The 14,903-nt window shown below is 65.1% G+C and carries 13 protein-coding genes; 7 read left to right on the top strand and 6 right to left on the bottom strand.

Annotated elements, in window-relative coordinates; all coding sequences use genetic code 11:
- The first annotated feature begins 28 nt into the window (after positions 1-28).
- The 4 genes from SIL87_RS09365 to SIL87_RS09350 all read left to right on the top strand — a co-directional run bounded on the left by SIL87_RS09365 (position 29) and on the right by SIL87_RS09350 (position 4,200).
- Positions 29-877: an undecaprenyl-diphosphate phosphatase gene (locus SIL87_RS09365; RefSeq protein WP_319613909.1), complete on the top strand. Its 849-nt coding sequence runs from the start codon at positions 29-31 to the stop codon at positions 875-877.
- On the top strand, positions 877-2,049 hold the full coding sequence (locus SIL87_RS09360; RefSeq protein WP_319613908.1) for an MFS transporter: 1,173 nt from the start codon (positions 877-879) through the stop codon (positions 2,047-2,049). Before SIL87_RS09365 ends, SIL87_RS09360 begins: the two co-directional genes overlap by 1 nt.
- Positions 2,050-2,229: 180 nt before the next feature.
- The gene (locus SIL87_RS09355; protein WP_319613907.1) at positions 2,230-2,949 is read left to right on the top strand and encodes a GDSL-type esterase/lipase family protein; all 720 of its coding nucleotides are present in this window, start codon (positions 2,230-2,232) and stop codon (positions 2,947-2,949) included.
- Positions 2,950-3,012: 63 nt separating this feature from the next.
- The gene (locus SIL87_RS09350; RefSeq protein ID WP_319613906.1) at positions 3,013-4,200 is read left to right on the top strand and encodes a pyridoxal-phosphate-dependent aminotransferase family protein; all 1,188 of its coding nucleotides are present in this window, start codon (positions 3,013-3,015) and stop codon (positions 4,198-4,200) included.
- Here SIL87_RS09350 and SIL87_RS09345 read toward each other — a convergent pair.
- A complete protein-coding gene (locus tag SIL87_RS09345; protein ID WP_319613905.1) occupies positions 4,182-5,558 on the bottom strand; it encodes a purine-cytosine permease family protein in 1,377 nt (458 codons plus the stop codon). The two genes, SIL87_RS09350 and SIL87_RS09345, sit on opposite strands and share 19 nt — an antisense overlap.
- Positions 5,559-5,658: 100 nt before the next feature.
- Positions 5,659-6,420, bottom strand: a complete 762-nt coding sequence (cysQ, locus tag SIL87_RS09340; RefSeq protein ID WP_319613904.1) for a 3'(2'),5'-bisphosphate nucleotidase CysQ — start codon at positions 6,418-6,420, stop codon at positions 5,659-5,661.
- Between the two features lie 95 nt (positions 6,421-6,515).
- Between cysQ and SIL87_RS09335 the strand changes: the two genes are divergently transcribed.
- A complete protein-coding gene (locus SIL87_RS09335; RefSeq protein ID WP_319613903.1) occupies positions 6,516-8,024 on the top strand; it encodes a leucyl aminopeptidase in 1,509 nt (502 codons plus the stop codon).
- Between the two features lie 49 nt (positions 8,025-8,073).
- Positions 8,074-9,117: a glycosyltransferase family 61 protein gene (locus SIL87_RS09330; protein WP_319613902.1), complete on the top strand. Its 1,044-nt coding sequence runs from the start codon at positions 8,074-8,076 to the stop codon at positions 9,115-9,117.
- Here SIL87_RS09330 and SIL87_RS09325 read toward each other — a convergent pair.
- The gene (locus SIL87_RS09325; RefSeq protein WP_319613901.1) at positions 9,108-9,641 is read right to left on the bottom strand and encodes a TIGR00645 family protein; all 534 of its coding nucleotides are present in this window, start codon (positions 9,639-9,641) and stop codon (positions 9,108-9,110) included. The genes SIL87_RS09330 and SIL87_RS09325 overlap by 10 nt on opposite strands.
- A complete protein-coding gene (locus SIL87_RS09320) occupies positions 9,616-11,571 on the bottom strand; it encodes an FUSC family protein (RefSeq protein ID WP_319613900.1) in 1,956 nt (651 codons plus the stop codon). Before SIL87_RS09320 ends, SIL87_RS09325 begins: the two co-directional genes overlap by 26 nt.
- On the opposite strand from SIL87_RS09320, the gene SIL87_RS09315 reads away from it, so the two are divergent.
- Positions 11,570-11,923, top strand: coding sequence for a hypothetical protein (locus SIL87_RS09315; RefSeq protein ID WP_319613899.1), 354 nt, complete (start codon positions 11,570-11,572; stop codon positions 11,921-11,923). The genes SIL87_RS09320 and SIL87_RS09315 overlap by 2 nt on opposite strands.
- On the opposite strand, the gene parC is transcribed toward SIL87_RS09315, so the two are convergent.
- Positions 11,851-14,085: a DNA topoisomerase IV subunit A gene (gene parC, locus SIL87_RS09310; RefSeq protein ID WP_319613898.1), complete on the bottom strand. Its 2,235-nt coding sequence runs from the start codon at positions 14,083-14,085 to the stop codon at positions 11,851-11,853. The two genes, SIL87_RS09315 and parC, sit on opposite strands and share 73 nt — an antisense overlap.
- Positions 14,075-14,818, bottom strand: coding sequence for a DNA repair protein RecO (recO, locus tag SIL87_RS09305; RefSeq protein WP_319613897.1), 744 nt, complete (start codon positions 14,816-14,818; stop codon positions 14,075-14,077). The genes parC and recO overlap by 11 nt, the downstream gene beginning before the upstream one ends.
- Positions 14,819-14,903: the final 85 nt, after the last annotated feature.

Raw genomic sequence — 14,903 nt, 5'->3', positions numbered from 1 at the left:
GACAGGGGGTTCACCGGGAGATGTTGGGATGACGCCTTTGATTGCCGTTCTGTTCGCCGTGATGCAGGGGGCGACCGAGTTGTTTCCGGTTTCCAGCCTGGGGCATGCGGTGATCGTGCCGAAGCTGTTGCATTGGCATATTGACCAGCATGCGGCGACGTTTCTGCCGTTCGTGGTGATGCTGCATGTGGGGACAGCGACCGCCCTGCTCGCCTATTTCTGGCGGGATTGGTGGAACATGCTGCGCGGCGTGCTCGGGCAGGGCGATGCGCGGGCGGTGAATGCGGAGCGGGGGTTGTTGCTGCGGCTGGTGGTGGCGACGATCCCGGCGGTGGTGATCGGGTTCGCGCTCAAGAAGCCGATTGCCCATTTGTTCGCGAGCCCGATGATCGCGGCGGGGTTCATTATCATCAATGGCGGGTTGCTGCTGGCGGGCGAGCAGTTGCGGCGGCGGCGGGCGGCGGGCGGATTCGGGATCGGGCAGTTGACGCTGTTCGATGCGTTCGTGATCGGGTTGTTTCAGTGCCTTGCGTTTCTGCCCGGTCTCTCGCGGTCGGGTGCCGCGATCGTGGGCGGGTTGACGCGGGGGATCGATCATGAGGCGGCGGCGCGGTTCGCGTTTCTGATGGCAACCCCGGTGATCGCCGGGGCGACGGTGGTGGAGGTGCCGAAGCTGTTGCATCATTCGGCGGCGCTGCACGGTATGTTCGGGATGGCGGTTCTGGCGGCGGTGGTGGCCGGGGTGGTGGCGTATTTGTCGACCGCGTTCCTGATGAAATATTTCCGGGATCATGACCGGTGGGCTCTGGGGCCGTTCGCGGCGTATTGCGGGGCGTTCGGGGTACTGAGCCTCGTGCTGCTGTCCGCCGGGATCTGATGCCGCCACTCGCACCCGAGGCGAAGCGGCTGATGGCCGCGCGGCTGGCGCGAAGCCTCGCCCAAGGGGCGCTGGTGGTGGATTTCGCGCTTTATGTCACCAAGCTCGGGTGGAGTGCGACGTATCTCGGTGTGGTGTTCGCGCTGGCGATACTGGTTTCGGTGGCGATTACCGCGACGATCGGGCCGTTGAGCGACCGGCTGGGGCGCAGGCGGTTCGTGCTGGTGTACGAGGCGATTTCGATCGTTGCGGCGGTGATCGGGCTGACCAGTCAGGCGCCGCTGCTGCTGGCGTTCGCCGCGATAATCGGCGGGTTCGGGCGCGGGGCGAACGGGTCGGCCGGGCCGTTCGGGCCGGCGGAGCAATCATGGCTGTCGGGGTATGTCGCGCGGCGGGATTTCGGTTCCGTCCTGTCGATCAATGTCGCGATCGGGTTTGGCGGGATGGGGCTCGGCGCGCTGCTGGCCGGGACGATCGGGCTGGGGCGGGATTTGTTTTTGTTGCCGCTGGCGGCGTCGCTGGTGGCGGGGGCGTTGCTGATCATGACGCCGGACCGGGTTTCGCGGCCGGAGGCGGTGCGGGTGAACGAGGCAGCGGATGCGAAGGCGGAGAACGGGCTGTTGTGGAAGCTCGCGGGGCTGAATGTGCTGAACGGCACCGGGATCGGGCTGAGCGGGCCGTTCATGTCGTGGTGGTTCGCGACGAAGTTTCATGCGCCGGTGAGTGCGGTGGGTCCGGCGCTGGCGATTGCGTTGTTTGCCGCGGCGGGAGCTTCGTTGACCTCGGGGCAGTTGACCCGGCGGTTGGGCACGGTGCGGACGGTGGTGCTGATGCGCGGGATCGGGCTGGTGAGCCTGTTCGCGCTGCCGTTTGCGCCGAGTTTCGCGGTCGCGACCGGGATTTATGCGGTGCGTTCGGCGTTCAACCGGGGTACCGCCGGGGCGCGGCAGGCGGTGGCACTGGGGATCGTGCGCGGGGATCGGCGCGGGTTGGCGGCGAGCGTGAATAATGTTTCGGTGATGGTGCCGCGCGGGATTGCGCCGGCGCTGGCGGGGGTGCTGTTCGATTCCGGGCTGCTGGCAGCGCCCTTCCTGCTGGCGGGGGTGTTTCAGGGTGTGTATCTGCTGCTGTATCCGAGAGTGTTCGGCGGGCATGATCCGTCGCGGCCATGAAGTGAGGATGGGATGAGGTTGGTTAAGCAAGCATTTCTTTTTTTGAAAAAAAAGAAACAAAAAAACTTTGATTTTTCTGGGGCAGTGCAGGTGAAACCAACAACGACCCAAATTACAAAAAGTTTTTTGCTTCTTTTTTCCAAAAAAGAAGCCCTCCCCTTCCCTGCCCTGTTACTTGCCATGCTTCTCCCCATCACGGCGCAAGCTGCGGTGAACCTCGCGGCCGTACCGATCGGGCGGATGGATCTGCCGTGGTGGCGCGCGCGGTTCGAGCATACGCTGGCCGAGGCGCGGGCGGATCGGGGGGCGAAGCTGGTATGGCTGGGGGACTCGATCACGCAATATTGGCTGCGGACGGGGGACAAACCGTATCTGCAGGTCAAGCCGGTGTGGGACCGGTATTACGGCAAGTATGATCCGCTGAATTTCGGGTTCATCGGGGATACGACGTCGAGCGTGATCTGGCGGATCGATCATGGCGAGTTCGATGGGCTGCATCCGAAGCTGGTGATTCTGATGATCGGGGCGAACAACCTCGGTGCGACGCATTGGGGCGCGCATTTGACTATGCCGGGGATCGAGGCGGTGGTAAATGATCTGCACCGGCATGTGCCGGGGGCGAAGATCTTGCTGCTGGGGATTTTGCCGTCGATCCGATCGGCGTGGATTTCGGCCGAGACGACGAAGATCAACCGGGAGTTGGCGCTGGTTTATGCGCATAGCCGGCTGGTGACGTTCAGGAATGTGGGATCGGTGCTGGAGGTGGATGGCAAGCCGCTTGCGTCGCTCTATGTCGATCCACGGATGACGCCGCCGGAGCCGGCGCTGCACCCGGATGCGACGGGGATGCGGCGGATTGCGCGGGCGATCGCGCCGACCGTCACACGTCTCATGCAATAAAGCCGGATTGCCGCCGCGCGCGGCAATGCGATATCAGACACGACCGATCAGGAGAGCGAAGCCATGAGCACCACGTCAGCCCGCAAGCCGGGACGCCTGTTTTTTGCCAATCCCGGCCCGACCAATATTCCCGACAGCGTGCTGCGGGCGATGGACCGGGCGACGGTGGATTTCATGGGGAGCGATTTCCTCGAAGTCTATGATGAGGCGGTGGCCGGGCTGAAGCGGCTGTTGTTCACCGAGGGCGAGGTGTTCGTCTACACGTCCAGCGGGCATGGGGCGTGGGAAGCGACGCTGCAGAACCTGTTTTCGCCGGGGGACCGGATATTGATGCCGGAAGCCGGCTATTTTTCGCGGACCTGGGGGGCGATGGCGCGGCAATACGGGATCGAGGTCGAGATGCCGGAGACCGATTGGCGGCGCGGGCCGGAGGCGGCGCGGATCACCGAGCGGCTGGTGGCGGATAAGGGGCACGAGATCAAGGCGGTGTGCATCGTTCACAACGAGACATCGACCGGGGTGGCGCTCGATCTGAAGACGATCCGCGAGGCGATCGACGCGGCGGGGCATCCGGCGCTGTTTCTCGTCGACACGATTTCCTCGTTCGGCTCGTTCGAGTTCCGGATGAAGGAGTGGGGGATCGATGGTGTGGTGGGCGGCAGCCAGAAGGGGCTGATGCTGCCCGCCGGGCTGGCATTCACCGCCGTTAGCGCGAAGGCGCTGGAGGCGCACAAACGGGCGACGATCACGCGGTTCTATTTCGACTGGACCAAGATGATGGCGCGGCGGCACCGGAGTTTCGTCGGCACCGTGCCGGTTTCACCCTTCTACGGGCTGCGGGAATCGGTGCGGTTGATCGAGGCCGAGGGGATCGAGGCCGTGTGGCACCGGCATCACCGGCTGGCAGAGGCGACGCGACGGGCGGTTTCGATCTGGAGCGGCAACGAGGGGGTGAGTTTCTATTGCGCCGATCCCAAGCGCCGCTCGGATTCGGTGACGGCGGTCAAGATGCCCGACGGTCACGACGCCGAGGCGGTGCGGGCGATCGCCTATGACCGGTTCAATGTCTCGCTCGGCGGCGGGTTGGAGCCGTTGGGCGGCAAGCTGTTTCGGATCGGGCATATGGGCGATCTGAACGAGCCGATGATTCTGGGCACACTCGGCGTGGTCGAGATGTCGCTGCGGCTGGCGCATGTGCCGCATGCGCGCGGCGGGGTGGATGCCGCGATCGATTATCTGGCGACGGCCTGAACCGTGATGCGGCGGTTGACCAGAATGTAGAGAACCGAGGGGACGATCAGGCCGACGATCCAGGAGATGTCGGCCCCGCCGAGCGCCTTGGCGATCGGCCCCTCGTAGAGATCGGCGTTCATGAACGGGATTTCGACCAGAATGCCGATGGCGTAGACCGCCATGGTCTTCCAGTTGATCGCACCGTAGATGCCGCGCGGGTCGTAGATCGCCTTGATGTCGTAGCGGGCGCGGCGGACGAGATAGAAATCGGTCAGGTTGATCGCGGTCCAGGGCACGAAGACGTAGAGCAGCAGAAGCAGGAAATTGGTCATGGCGCCGACGAAATTGCCGCCGGCACCGATCGCCAGGGCGCTGCCGATGACGGCGGCAGCGGCACCGACCGCGACGCGCAATGCCATTCCCTGGGCCAGAATGGTGCGGGTGAAGCCGGTATCGCCGCCGGAGGTCAGGACGGTCGCGACCGACATGGCGGTGCCGTACAGGTTGAGCACGTTGGCACCGATGATGCCCAACAGGATCACCAGCAGCATCAGCCAGGTCCAGGAGGCACCGAGCAGGGACGCGAAATAGCCGGTGGTATCGGCATTGGCGGCCTTGCTCGCGATCAATCCGGCGAGCAGGCCGAGCGCCATCATCCAGATCGAGGCGATCACGGAACCTGCGTAGGTGTAGGCGGAACTGCGAAGGAACGAGGTGTTGGCTGGCAGGTAACGGGAATAATCGGCAACGTAGGGGGCGTAGGTGATCTGCCATGTCGCATAGATCGAGATGCCGAGCACGATCATGGCAAGCGGGGCGGGTTTGGCGGGAGCGAGCGGTGCTGCGATGTAGGTGCGCAGCAGAACGATCGTGACGATCGCGAAGACGATCAGAAACACCAGTGCCATGATCCGCTCGTAGCGGTGGATCAGATCGTAGCCGAAGATCAGCAGCAGGAAGGTCGCGGCATCGGTGATGACGATGCCGATGGCTTGCGGCACGCCGAACAGGTGCGCGGCGGCCTCGCCACCCAATACCGCGCTGAGGGTGAAGAAGCCGACATAGAGGATGATGACGAGCACGACCGGCAGGTTGGCGCCGATGACGCCGAACTGGGCGCGCGACTGGATCATTTGCGGAATGCCGAGTTTCGGGCCCTGCGCGGCGTGGTAGGCCATGAAGATGCCGCCGATGACGTTGCCGAGAATAATCGCGGCGAGGCCGGAGACCAACCCGAGACCGAGGGACCCGGCCACGAGGCCGGTCGCCACCGTCGTCATCTGCATATTGGCGGAGAACCAGAGGGTGAACAGCGAGGCGGGCTTGCCGTGCCGTTCGCTTTCGGGAATGAACTCGATGGCGCGACGTTCGAGCATGGGACGGGTCCTTGCTATTCGAAGCGTTATGAAGACCCAAAATTTCCGGTCATGTCAATTGAAAAGACATGTCTATACAAGCGGGCAAAAATCGTCCGGATCAGTCGCGTCCAAAGCAGAGGAAATGGGGATTTTCAAAACCGTGCTTGCCGTAGGTCATCGGCCGGTCGTCCATGGTGACGACGCGCCCGCCTGCGGCTTCGAGCAGTGCCTGCGGGGCGGCGGTGTCCCATTCCATGGTTCGGCCGAGGCGGGGGTAGAAATCGGCGACACCTTCGGCAAGGCGGCAGAATTTGAGGGCCGAGCCGATATTGGTCAGGTGGGCGATTTTGTAGCGGGCGAGGTATTCGGCGAGTTTCGGGTCGTCCGCATAGTGGCGCGAGGCGTAGACGGTGATGCCTTCGGCGGGCGGGCGGCGGGCGGCGATCGGTTCACGGCCGGCAGCGGTCTGGCGCCAGGCACCCTGGCCGACGATGCCGCCATAGATGGTGGATTGGGCGGGAGCGCCGACCGCGCCGAGGCGGACGCGGCCCTCGACGACCAGGCCGACGCAGACAGCGAATTCATCGCGTCCGGCAGCGAATTCGCGGGTGCCGTCCAACGGATCGACCAGCCAGAAGCGGGGTCCGGGATCGGTCAGGCGGCCAGCGGCAACCTCTTCCTCCGCGATCACCGGAATGTCGGGCGTGGCTTCGCGCAGCCCGGCGAGGATGATGCGTTCGGCGTTCATATCGGCGCGGGTGACCGGGGAATCGTCGGATTTGCTGTCGATGGTGAAGCCGGCGGCGCGGACGGCGAGAATCTCCCGCCCGGCGGCTTCGGCGAGGGAGGCGGCGAGTTCGAGCAATGCGGGTTCGTTCATGCGGCGTGCTTATCGCCGGGGTTGGAAATCCGCAAATTGGGTTGCATGATGCGATCCACGATTGCAACGACTGCTCAGGAATGGAACGCATCAGCATGATCGATATCGCTTTTACCCGTGCGGAGCTGCCGAAATCCGGCGCCTTAGCCCTGCTGCTCGGTGAGGATGGGGGATTGACCGGCCTGGCCGCCGCACTCGATGCGGCGCTGGACGGCGGATTGGGCCGGGCGATGGCGGCGGCTGCGTTCAAGAGCAAGCGAGGCCAGAGTGCGACGCTGCTGGCACCGGGGGCCGGGCTCGATCGGGTCGTGCTGGTGGGGTTGGGCAAGTCCACGGAAATGACCGCCCATCAGGCCGAGATCGCCGGCGCGAAGGCGGTGGCGGCGCTGATGCGCGACGAGGCGGCGGCGATCGGCGCGGATGGTTTGAGCGCCACAATGCTTGCCCACGTTGCGCTGGGGGCGCGGCTGCGGCGGTATCGGTTCGATAAATATCGCACGACGATGAAGGAGGAGCAGAAGCCTAAACTGGCGAAGCTGCGGATTTTGGCCGGTGACGAAGCGGCGACGGGGACGGCGTATCAGCCGCTCGCGGCACTGGCCGCCGGTGTGGAACTCACCCGCGATCTGGTTTCGGAGCCGGCGAACGTGCTGTTTCCCGCGGAAATGGCGGACCGGACCAAGGCGCTGCGGACACTCGGCGTCAAGGTCGAGATCTTCGACCGGCGGGATATGGAAAAGCTCGGATTCGGCGCGCTGCTCGGGGTTGCCATGGGCAGCGACTGCGAACCGCGCATGGTGGTCATGAGCTGGCTCGGCGCATCCGATCCGGAGGGGACCAGCAAGGCCAAGAAGGGCAAGATCGCGCCGAAAGACCCGATCGTGTTCGTCGGCAAGGGCGTCACGTTCGATACCGGCGGGATTTCGATCAAGCCGGCGAGCGGCATGGAGGACATGAAATGGGACATGGCCGGCGCCGGCACCGTGATCGGGCTGATGGCGGCTCTGGCCGGGCGCAAGGCGAAGGTGGATGCGATCGGGCTGGTCGGGCTGGTCGAGAACATGCCGTCCGGCACCGCGCAACGGCCGGGAGATGTGGTGAAATCCGCATCGGGACAGACGATCGAGGTGCTGAATACCGACGCCGAAGGACGGCTCGTGCTGGCGGACGTGCTCTGGTACGCGCAGGATCGGTTCAAGCCGCGCTTCATGGTCGATCTCGCGACGTTGACCGGGGCGATCATCGTGGCACTCGGTAACGAGAACGCGGGCCTGTTCGCGAACGACGAGGCTCTGGCGCAGAACCTGCTCGATGCCGCGAAGGCGACCGGCGAAGGCTTGTGGCGGATGCCGCTGGGCGAGGCTTATGACAAGATGATCGATTGTGATATCGCGGATATGAAGAATATCGGCGGCGGTCGGGCCGGCGGCTCGATCACCGCGGCGCAGTTCCTGCAGCGCTTCGTCAACAAGGTGCCCTGGGCGCATCTGGATATCGCGGGCATGGCCTGGGCGGGCAAGGACGGCGCCGTGGCGCCCAAGGGCGCGACCGGGTTCGGGGTGCGGTTGCTCGACCGGCTCGTCGCGGATCATTACGAGCATTAACACGCGGGGTGGCTGCATCTCCGGCGTTCTGCCCGGGGGTGCGCCGCGTGTGCGGCTGGCGGCGGCGGCGACACCGAAGCCCCTGCCCCGGCTCGCGATCGACTCGCCGGCGCTGGTTTCGGAGCACTGGGTGCGCTTTCATGCCGAAGCGGCGCAGCCCGAGGCGTTCGATCTGGCGGCGCATGGGCCGATGCCGGTACGGCTCAACGGGCCGGGGTTGATCTGGTCGGACGAGCATTTGCTCGATGATAACGAGTTTCTGCCGGTTTACGTGCGGCCCGAAATCGATCGGGATGGTTCGGCCACACGCGAACGGCTGGCAGCGCTGCCGGTGCGACGCGAGGCGCGAACCGGGCTGGTATTTCACGGCTGGGGCGTGCGGGTCTATGGGCATTTCCTGATCGAAATGCTGCCGAAGCTGCTGCTCGCGGCGCGGTTCCCGGCCCTGTTCGAGCGGATACCGCCGGTGCTCGACCGGCAGATGGCGCCGTGGCTGATCCGGATTTTGCAGGATCATTGTGATATCGATCCGGAACGGGCAATCTGGTTCGATTCAGCGGTGGAACAGCTGGCGCTGGAGCGGGCGGTGGTGCTGCCCCTGCTGACCCGGTCGGCAGGATATCATCCGGTGACGTCCGGGTTGATCGACGGCTTCGCCTCACGGGTCGGAGTGGTGGCGGATGGAACGCCGGAGCGTTTGTTCGTCGCACGCGGCGATTTCAGTAATCCGGCGGCACCGCAACGGCATCTGGCCAACGAGGCGGCACTTGCGGAGATCGCGTGCGCGCGGTTCGGGTTCCGGATGGTGCGCCCGGAGCAGTTGGATTTCGCGGCACAGGTCGGGCTGTTCGGACAGGCACGGGTCATCATCGGGCAGGCAGGATCGGGGATGCATAATGCGCTGTTCGCACAGGCGGGCGCGCGGGTCGGGATGATCAGGTTTCCTGCACCGGACCAATCGGCGATCGCGGCTTTGCGGGGGCAGCGGATCGCGTATCTGACCGAAGGGGTGAGCGAGACCGAACCCGCCGTGTATCACGCCGATCCCGCGCTGTTCACCCGGTTCGTCGAGGCGCTGCTCGATCAGCCGTGACCGGCGATGCGGTCGGTCAACGCGAGGAGCAGGCCGGTGACGACGAAGGCGATCATCAGGCCGCCTTGGAACATCACCACACGGTCGGGTTCATCGCGGATTTCGAGAAACACGCGCAGGACGTGGACCGCGGCGATCGCGGTGATCGAGCCCATCAGCTTGAGTTTCAATCCGCCGAAATCGATATTGCCCATCCATTCCGGGCGGCGGTCCCCGGCGGCGAGGACGATGCGGGCGACGAAATTTTCGTACCCGGTAAGAATGACCAGGACGACGAGATTGGCGGTGAGCGAGAGGTCGATCAGCGAGAGCGTCGTCATGATGACCTTGGTTTCGGTCATGGTCGGCAGTTCGGGCGCGGCGTGGATCAGTTCGATCACGAAGCGGACCACCAGCAGGGCCAGCAGCACCAGCATGGCGAGGTAGAGCGGCGCGAGCAGCCAGCGGCCGCCGAACAGCAAAGCTTCGACGATACGGACCAGTTGATTGGGTTTTGGTTCAGTCTTGGGTTCGGGTTCGGGCATCGGAAATCTCCAGGCGGGCGGCATCGAACACCAGTTCGGCCTGACGCGCCAGACGGCGCAGGCTTTCGGCGGCTGATGGGGTGGCGACATCGCCGGGTGTGGGCAAAGCAGGACCGCGCGCAGGGTCGAACGCGGCGTCCAGCCAGTCGCGCCAGCGCAACCACAGAGCGCGCTCGGCTTCGGGGGGCGATTTGTCGAGGTTGAGGATTGCGAGGCGTCCGGCGGTGCGGCGCAGCGCGGCATCGGTCACCAGGGCGGAGCGGAGCAGCGGATCGTGCCCCCGGTGCGGTTCCATCAGGGCGCGCGAGATCGATGCTTCGAGGTTGTTGCTGGCAAGACCAGCCTGACGGCGGGCGGCTTCGGGCGGCGATACGCGATCGAGCAGGGCCGCGAAACTCGCACCGAGATAGGCGCGATGGGCGGCGATCGCGGCATCGCGCGCGGCACCAAGGCGGTTGCCCTCGAAACTCGGCCACAGGACGAGGTTGGCAGCAACCGCGAGCAGGCCGCCGGCAAGGGTAAAGCCGACACGCGAGACCGCGATGGTCCATTGATCCAGCCCCGGTTCGATCTGTTCGATCAGCAGCACGATCATCGGCGTGAGAACCGCGACATAGGCGCTGTAATTGACCCCGCGGATCGCGAAGGCTGCGAGGGTGAGCGGGATCATGGACAAGGCGAGTTCCATGCGGGTGTGGCAGACCAGACCGATCAGGGCGGCGATGACGCCCCCCGCCGCAGTGCCGCCGACGCGTTCAATCGCCCTGATCCAGGTTGCCGAGAAATGCGGCTGGAGCACGAAGATCACAGTGATGGCAAGCCAGTGGCCGAACGGGTTACCGAGCCAGAAGACGAAGCCAAGCACCGGCGTGGTGACGATGGCGGTGCGCAGGGCATGGCGCAGCGGCACCGAGGAAAGGGTCGCGTTCGCGCGGATCGGGCCACTGACAGCTTCGCGCCAGCCGGTGGTGCCGCCCTCCGCGAGCGCGACCGGGCCAGGCGCATTGGAGACGGTGACGATAACCGATAGCCGGTCGGCCACGATATCGAGGAGCCGGCGGATCGGAACGGCAGGATCGATCGTTGCGATGTCGTCGCGCAGGCCGCGCAGGGCGGCGCGGATCGGCGGCGTGTCGAGCGAGCGATCGGCCTCGATCGCGGGCGCCAGGGTGGCGAGCAGCGGCGCGAGGTCGGCGAGCGCCTTTCGCGCCGTCGGGGCATGAGCGGGATCGACCGCCATGGCTTCGCCGACCGCGATCATCGCGCCGAACATCTGATCGAAAGTGGCGAGGCGGAGTGCGAGGGCATTGGCGCGCCGGCTTGCGGCACCACGCCGGCGGATGGTGGCAAGCGCGATGCCGCGTGCGCGCTCGATCGTGTCGCGCACGATCCGGCGATGCCCCCGCGCGTGATGGTCGAACCCGTCCTCGTCGATGACCCGATCATCGGCGAGGTCGATCAGGTCGCCAGCCAAAGCGGACAAAGCGACCGCGAGATCGGCGAGGGCCGCACGGGCGGGATGGAACGGACGAATGCGCCAGAGGGCGAGCGTAAGAATGGCCGCACCCGTCGCGCCCGCCCAGAAGGCGATACCGGGTGCAATGGCGGCGCGAAGCGAGGGCAGCGGGGCATCGAGCGCGAGAACGATGGCAACCGCGAGCAGGTTGCCGGTCTGGAGCCCGGCCTGACCATAAATCCGGGCAAAACTGCACGCAAAGATCGCGAGGCCTGCGGCGAGGATGGCGATGACCGGGCTGTAGGCGAGGATCAGACTGAAGCCGGAGAAGCTGATCGCACCCAACACCCCGAACACCAGCATCGGCGGAAGACGATCGCGCACCGCACCGCCCGGATCGGCAAAACAGGCGAGCAGAGCGCCCAGCGCGGCAAGACCGAGTTGCGGCAGGCCGAGCAGGGACCCCAGCGCCATGGTGCCGGCAACCGCAATGGCGGCGCGAATGCCTTCAAGCAGGGAAATCGCGCGGAAATTGAGAGTGAGTCCCGCGAGGGCGGGGAGGCCCGCGCGGGACTCGGCTGGGGGGGATGAGAACAGGGAAGAAGAAGGCTTCTTTTTTGTAAAAAAGAAACAAAAAACATTCTTTATCTGGGGCATGGGCGCCTTTGACGGCACGGACCCGGAGGAGAAAAGTTTTTTTGTTTCTTTTTGTTCACAAAAAGAAGTGCTTGCTTACCTTTATCAAGCGCCCGATCACCCCGCGCCATCGCTCGACCCGAACACGCCGGAGCGGGGAAAGCCATTCGGCGGCAGGCGACCAGCCTGACCGCGCGCGCCGAGCCATTCGGTGAGTTTGGGTTCGGTACGAATTTTGTCGCCGAGTTTCCAGGTCAGGCCCTCCGCGAGCGTGAAGCCCTTGGCGTCGGCAAGGCCGCCATCCTTGTATTTCTGCAAAATAACGCCGGCTCCGCGAGCCATTTCGGGAATCTGGTCGACCGGGAAGACGAGGAGCTTGCGGTTCTGCCCGATGATGGCGAGGTGGTCGCCCATCAGTGGCAGGCAGAGTTTGGCGTCTTCCCCGGGTTTGGTGGTAAGAATCTGCTTGCCGGTGCGCTTTTCGGCGGCGAGTTCGGCACCGCTCACGATGAAGCCGCGCCCCTGGGTGTTCGCGACGAGGTAGCGGGCGGCGGGGTCGGCCACGAAGAGCGTGACGATATCGTCGTCGTTGCCGAGTTCGATCATCAGGCGGATCGCCTGACCGTCCCCCCGGCCACGCGGCAGGTCGGCCGCGCGGATGGTGTAGATACGGCCATTGGAGGCGAAGACCGCGACACGATCAACGCTGGAGCAGCGGAGCAGGAATTTCAGCCGGTCGCCTTCCTTGAACTTGAGGTCGGCATCGGCGACGGCGTGGCCCTTGAGTGCGCGAACCCAACCCTTTTCCGAGAGAATGATGGTAAGCGGCTCGCGTTCGATGAACGCCTCTGCGGCGACGTCGATGACGCTGGGAGCAACGCCGATGCTGGTGCGGCGGGCACCGAGCGGCCCGGTGCCGAATTTTTTGCCGGTGGCTTCGATCTCGGCCTCGATCCGCGCCCAGCGCTTTGCCGGATCGTCGAGCATGGCATTGAGGGCTTTCTGTTCGGCGGACAGGGTCTTGTGTTCGCGGCGGAGTTCCATTTCCTCAAGCTTGCGCAGGCTGCGCAGGCGCATGTTGAGAATGGCTTCGGCCTGGGTATCGGTGAGCACAAAGGCCGCGATCAGGACGGGCTTGGGTTCGTCCTCGGTACGGATGATGCGGATGACCTCGTCGAGATTGAGGAAGGCCTTGATGTAGCCATCGAGGATTTCGAGGCGGCGGGCGATGGCGGCGAGGCGATGGCGGGAGCGGCGTTCGAGCACGACGTGGCGATGATCCAGCCACGCCTGGAGCATTTCGACTAGATTCATGACGCGCGGGGTGCGGTTGGCGTCCAGCACGTTCATGTTCATGCTGAAGCGCTGTTCGAGCGCGGTCGCACGGAACAGGCTGGCCATCAGCATGTCGGGATCGACGGTGCGCGATTTGGGTTCCAGCACGATGCGGACGTGCTCGGTGCTTTCGTCCCGGATATCGGCGAGCAGGGGGAGTTTTTTCTCGGCGAGGAGTTCGGCGACCTGTTCGATCAGGCGGGATTTCTGGACCTGGTAGGGAATTTCTGTGACGACGATCTGCCACATGCCGCCCTTGAGGTCGGATTTGCTCCAGCGGGCACGGACCCGGAGACTGCCGCGCCCGGTTTCGTAGGCGACGCGGAGGGTTTCGCGGTCTTCGACCAGTTCGCCGCCGGTCGGAAAATCCGGGCCCTGAACGAAAGCGAGGAGGTCGGCGACCTTGGACGCGGGGTTGCGGATCAGATGGATGGCGGCGGCGCAGAGTTCGCCCGCATTATGCGGCGGAATCGAGGTCGCCATCCCGACCGCGATGCCGGCGGCGCCGTTGGCGAGCAGGTTGGGGAAGGCGCCGGGCAGAACGACGGGCTCGGAATCCTCATTGTCGTAGGTCGGGCGGAAATCCACCGTGTCCTCGTCGATCCCGTCGAGCAGGGCGGCGGCGATCTCGGTCATGCGGCTTTCGGTGTAACGCATGGCAGCGGCGTTATCGCCGTCGATATTGCCGAAATTCCCCTGCCCTTCGATCAGGGGGTAGCGCGACGCGAAATCCTGCGCGAGGCGCACGAGGGCTTCATAGATCGACATGTCGCCATGCGGGTGGAACTTGCCCATCACGTCGCCCACGACGCGGGCGCATTTTTTAAACCCGGAACCGGGGTCGAGCTTGAGCTGACGCATCGCGTAGATCAGGCGGCGGTGAACCGGTTTCAGCCCGTCCCGCACGTCCGGCAACGAACGGGACATGATGGTGGAGAGCGCATAGGCGAGGTAGCGCTCGGACAGGGCCGTGGCGAGCGGGGTGTCCTGGATGGTTCCGGTCAGATCATCCGGCATTCGTGTCTCCGTTTATCCGTCGTGTCACGAGGTCATAGAGGGCGACCCGCGCGGAGGGAAGCGGCGCGTGACGGGCACCGAAGGCATCGCGGGCGAGGAAGTGACCGGTCAAAGCCAGACCGTCACGGCAGGCGGGAAAATTCGCCGGTTCATCGGCGATCAGGAAGGACGGCAGGGGGAGCAGGCGGGATTGCCAGATTCCTGCGGCAGCGCGCGAGACGGCGCGACCGGTGCGCGGGGAGACGAAGGCGAGGTCTTCGGTGGCGCCGGTGACGGCACAACCCGTCAGGTCGAGCCCGTAGCCGAGTTCGCGGAGCAACTCGATTTCGAAGCGGACCAGTGCAGGCAAAGCGGCATCCGGAATGGCAATTCCGGCGAACAGGCGGGCGAGGCCGAGGAACGCGGCGGGGTGGGCTTCGCGCTCTGGCAATACCCCTGCGGCAACCGCGCAGGCGGCCCGGAGCACGGCGAGGGCCAGCGTATCGTTCATCGCCAGGGCGGCGGCGGGGTGGACCAGTTCGCCGGTCAGCGTGCCGAGCTGTTCGGGCAGGCGGGCGACCCAGCGGGCGGCGATGAGATTGCCTTCCTGCCAGATGGCCGCACCCTTGCGCGAGGCACCCCCGCGCGCAAGGCCGTGCCAGGCGCCATGTGCTTCGGTGAGCACCACGGCGCGTTGATCGCCCTCACCGTAGGGGTTGAGGCTGAGGACGATGGCGGGGCTGGACCATTCCATAAATGCGCTCAGGGTAAGAAGGGCACTTCTTGCTTGTAAAAAAGAAGCAAAACCTTTGTCCAATCCAGGGCACGGGTAACTTCAC

Origin of the sequence: Acidiphilium acidophilum (assembly GCF_033842475.1) — a bacterium.
In the GTDB taxonomy this organism is placed as follows: Bacteria; Pseudomonadota; Alphaproteobacteria; order Acetobacterales; family Acetobacteraceae; genus Acidiphilium; species Acidiphilium acidophilum.
The sequence above is the reverse complement of the archived record's forward strand: the minus strand, read 5'-3'. Positions and strand labels throughout refer to the sequence as shown.

Excerpts from the sequence above, each read along its gene's own strand:
- SIL87_RS09335 (WP_319613903.1), top strand. The coding sequence starts at position 6,516 with ATGATCGATATCGCTTTTACCCGTGCGGAGCTGCCGAAATCCGGCGCC.
- SIL87_RS09350 (WP_319613906.1), top strand. The coding sequence starts at position 3,013 with ATGAGCACCACGTCAGCCCGCAAGCCGGGACGCCTGTTTTTTGCCAAT.
- SIL87_RS09315 (WP_319613899.1), top strand. The coding sequence starts at position 11,570 with ATGGTGCCGGCAACCGCAATGGCGGCGCGAATGCCTTCAAGCAGGGAA.
- recO (WP_319613897.1), bottom strand. The coding sequence starts at position 14,818 with ATGGAATGGTCCAGCCCCGCCATCGTCCTCAGCCTCAACCCCTACGGT.
- SIL87_RS09365 (WP_319613909.1), top strand. The coding sequence starts at position 29 with ATGACGCCTTTGATTGCCGTTCTGTTCGCCGTGATGCAGGGGGCGACC.
- SIL87_RS09320 (WP_319613900.1), bottom strand. The coding sequence starts at position 11,571 with ATGGCGCTGGGGTCCCTGCTCGGCCTGCCGCAACTCGGTCTTGCCGCG.
- SIL87_RS09345 (WP_319613905.1), bottom strand. The coding sequence starts at position 5,558 with ATGCTCGAACGTCGCGCCATCGAGTTCATTCCCGAAAGCGAACGGCAC.
- SIL87_RS09360 (WP_319613908.1), top strand. The coding sequence starts at position 877 with ATGCCGCCACTCGCACCCGAGGCGAAGCGGCTGATGGCCGCGCGGCTG.
- parC (WP_319613898.1), bottom strand. The coding sequence starts at position 14,085 with ATGCCGGATGATCTGACCGGAACCATCCAGGACACCCCGCTCGCCACG.
- SIL87_RS09325 (WP_319613901.1), bottom strand. The coding sequence starts at position 9,641 with ATGCCCGAACCCGAACCCAAGACTGAACCAAAACCCAATCAACTGGTC.
- SIL87_RS09355 (WP_319613907.1), top strand. The coding sequence starts at position 2,230 with ATGCTTCTCCCCATCACGGCGCAAGCTGCGGTGAACCTCGCGGCCGTA.
- cysQ (WP_319613904.1), bottom strand. The coding sequence starts at position 6,420 with ATGAACGAACCCGCATTGCTCGAACTCGCCGCCTCCCTCGCCGAAGCC.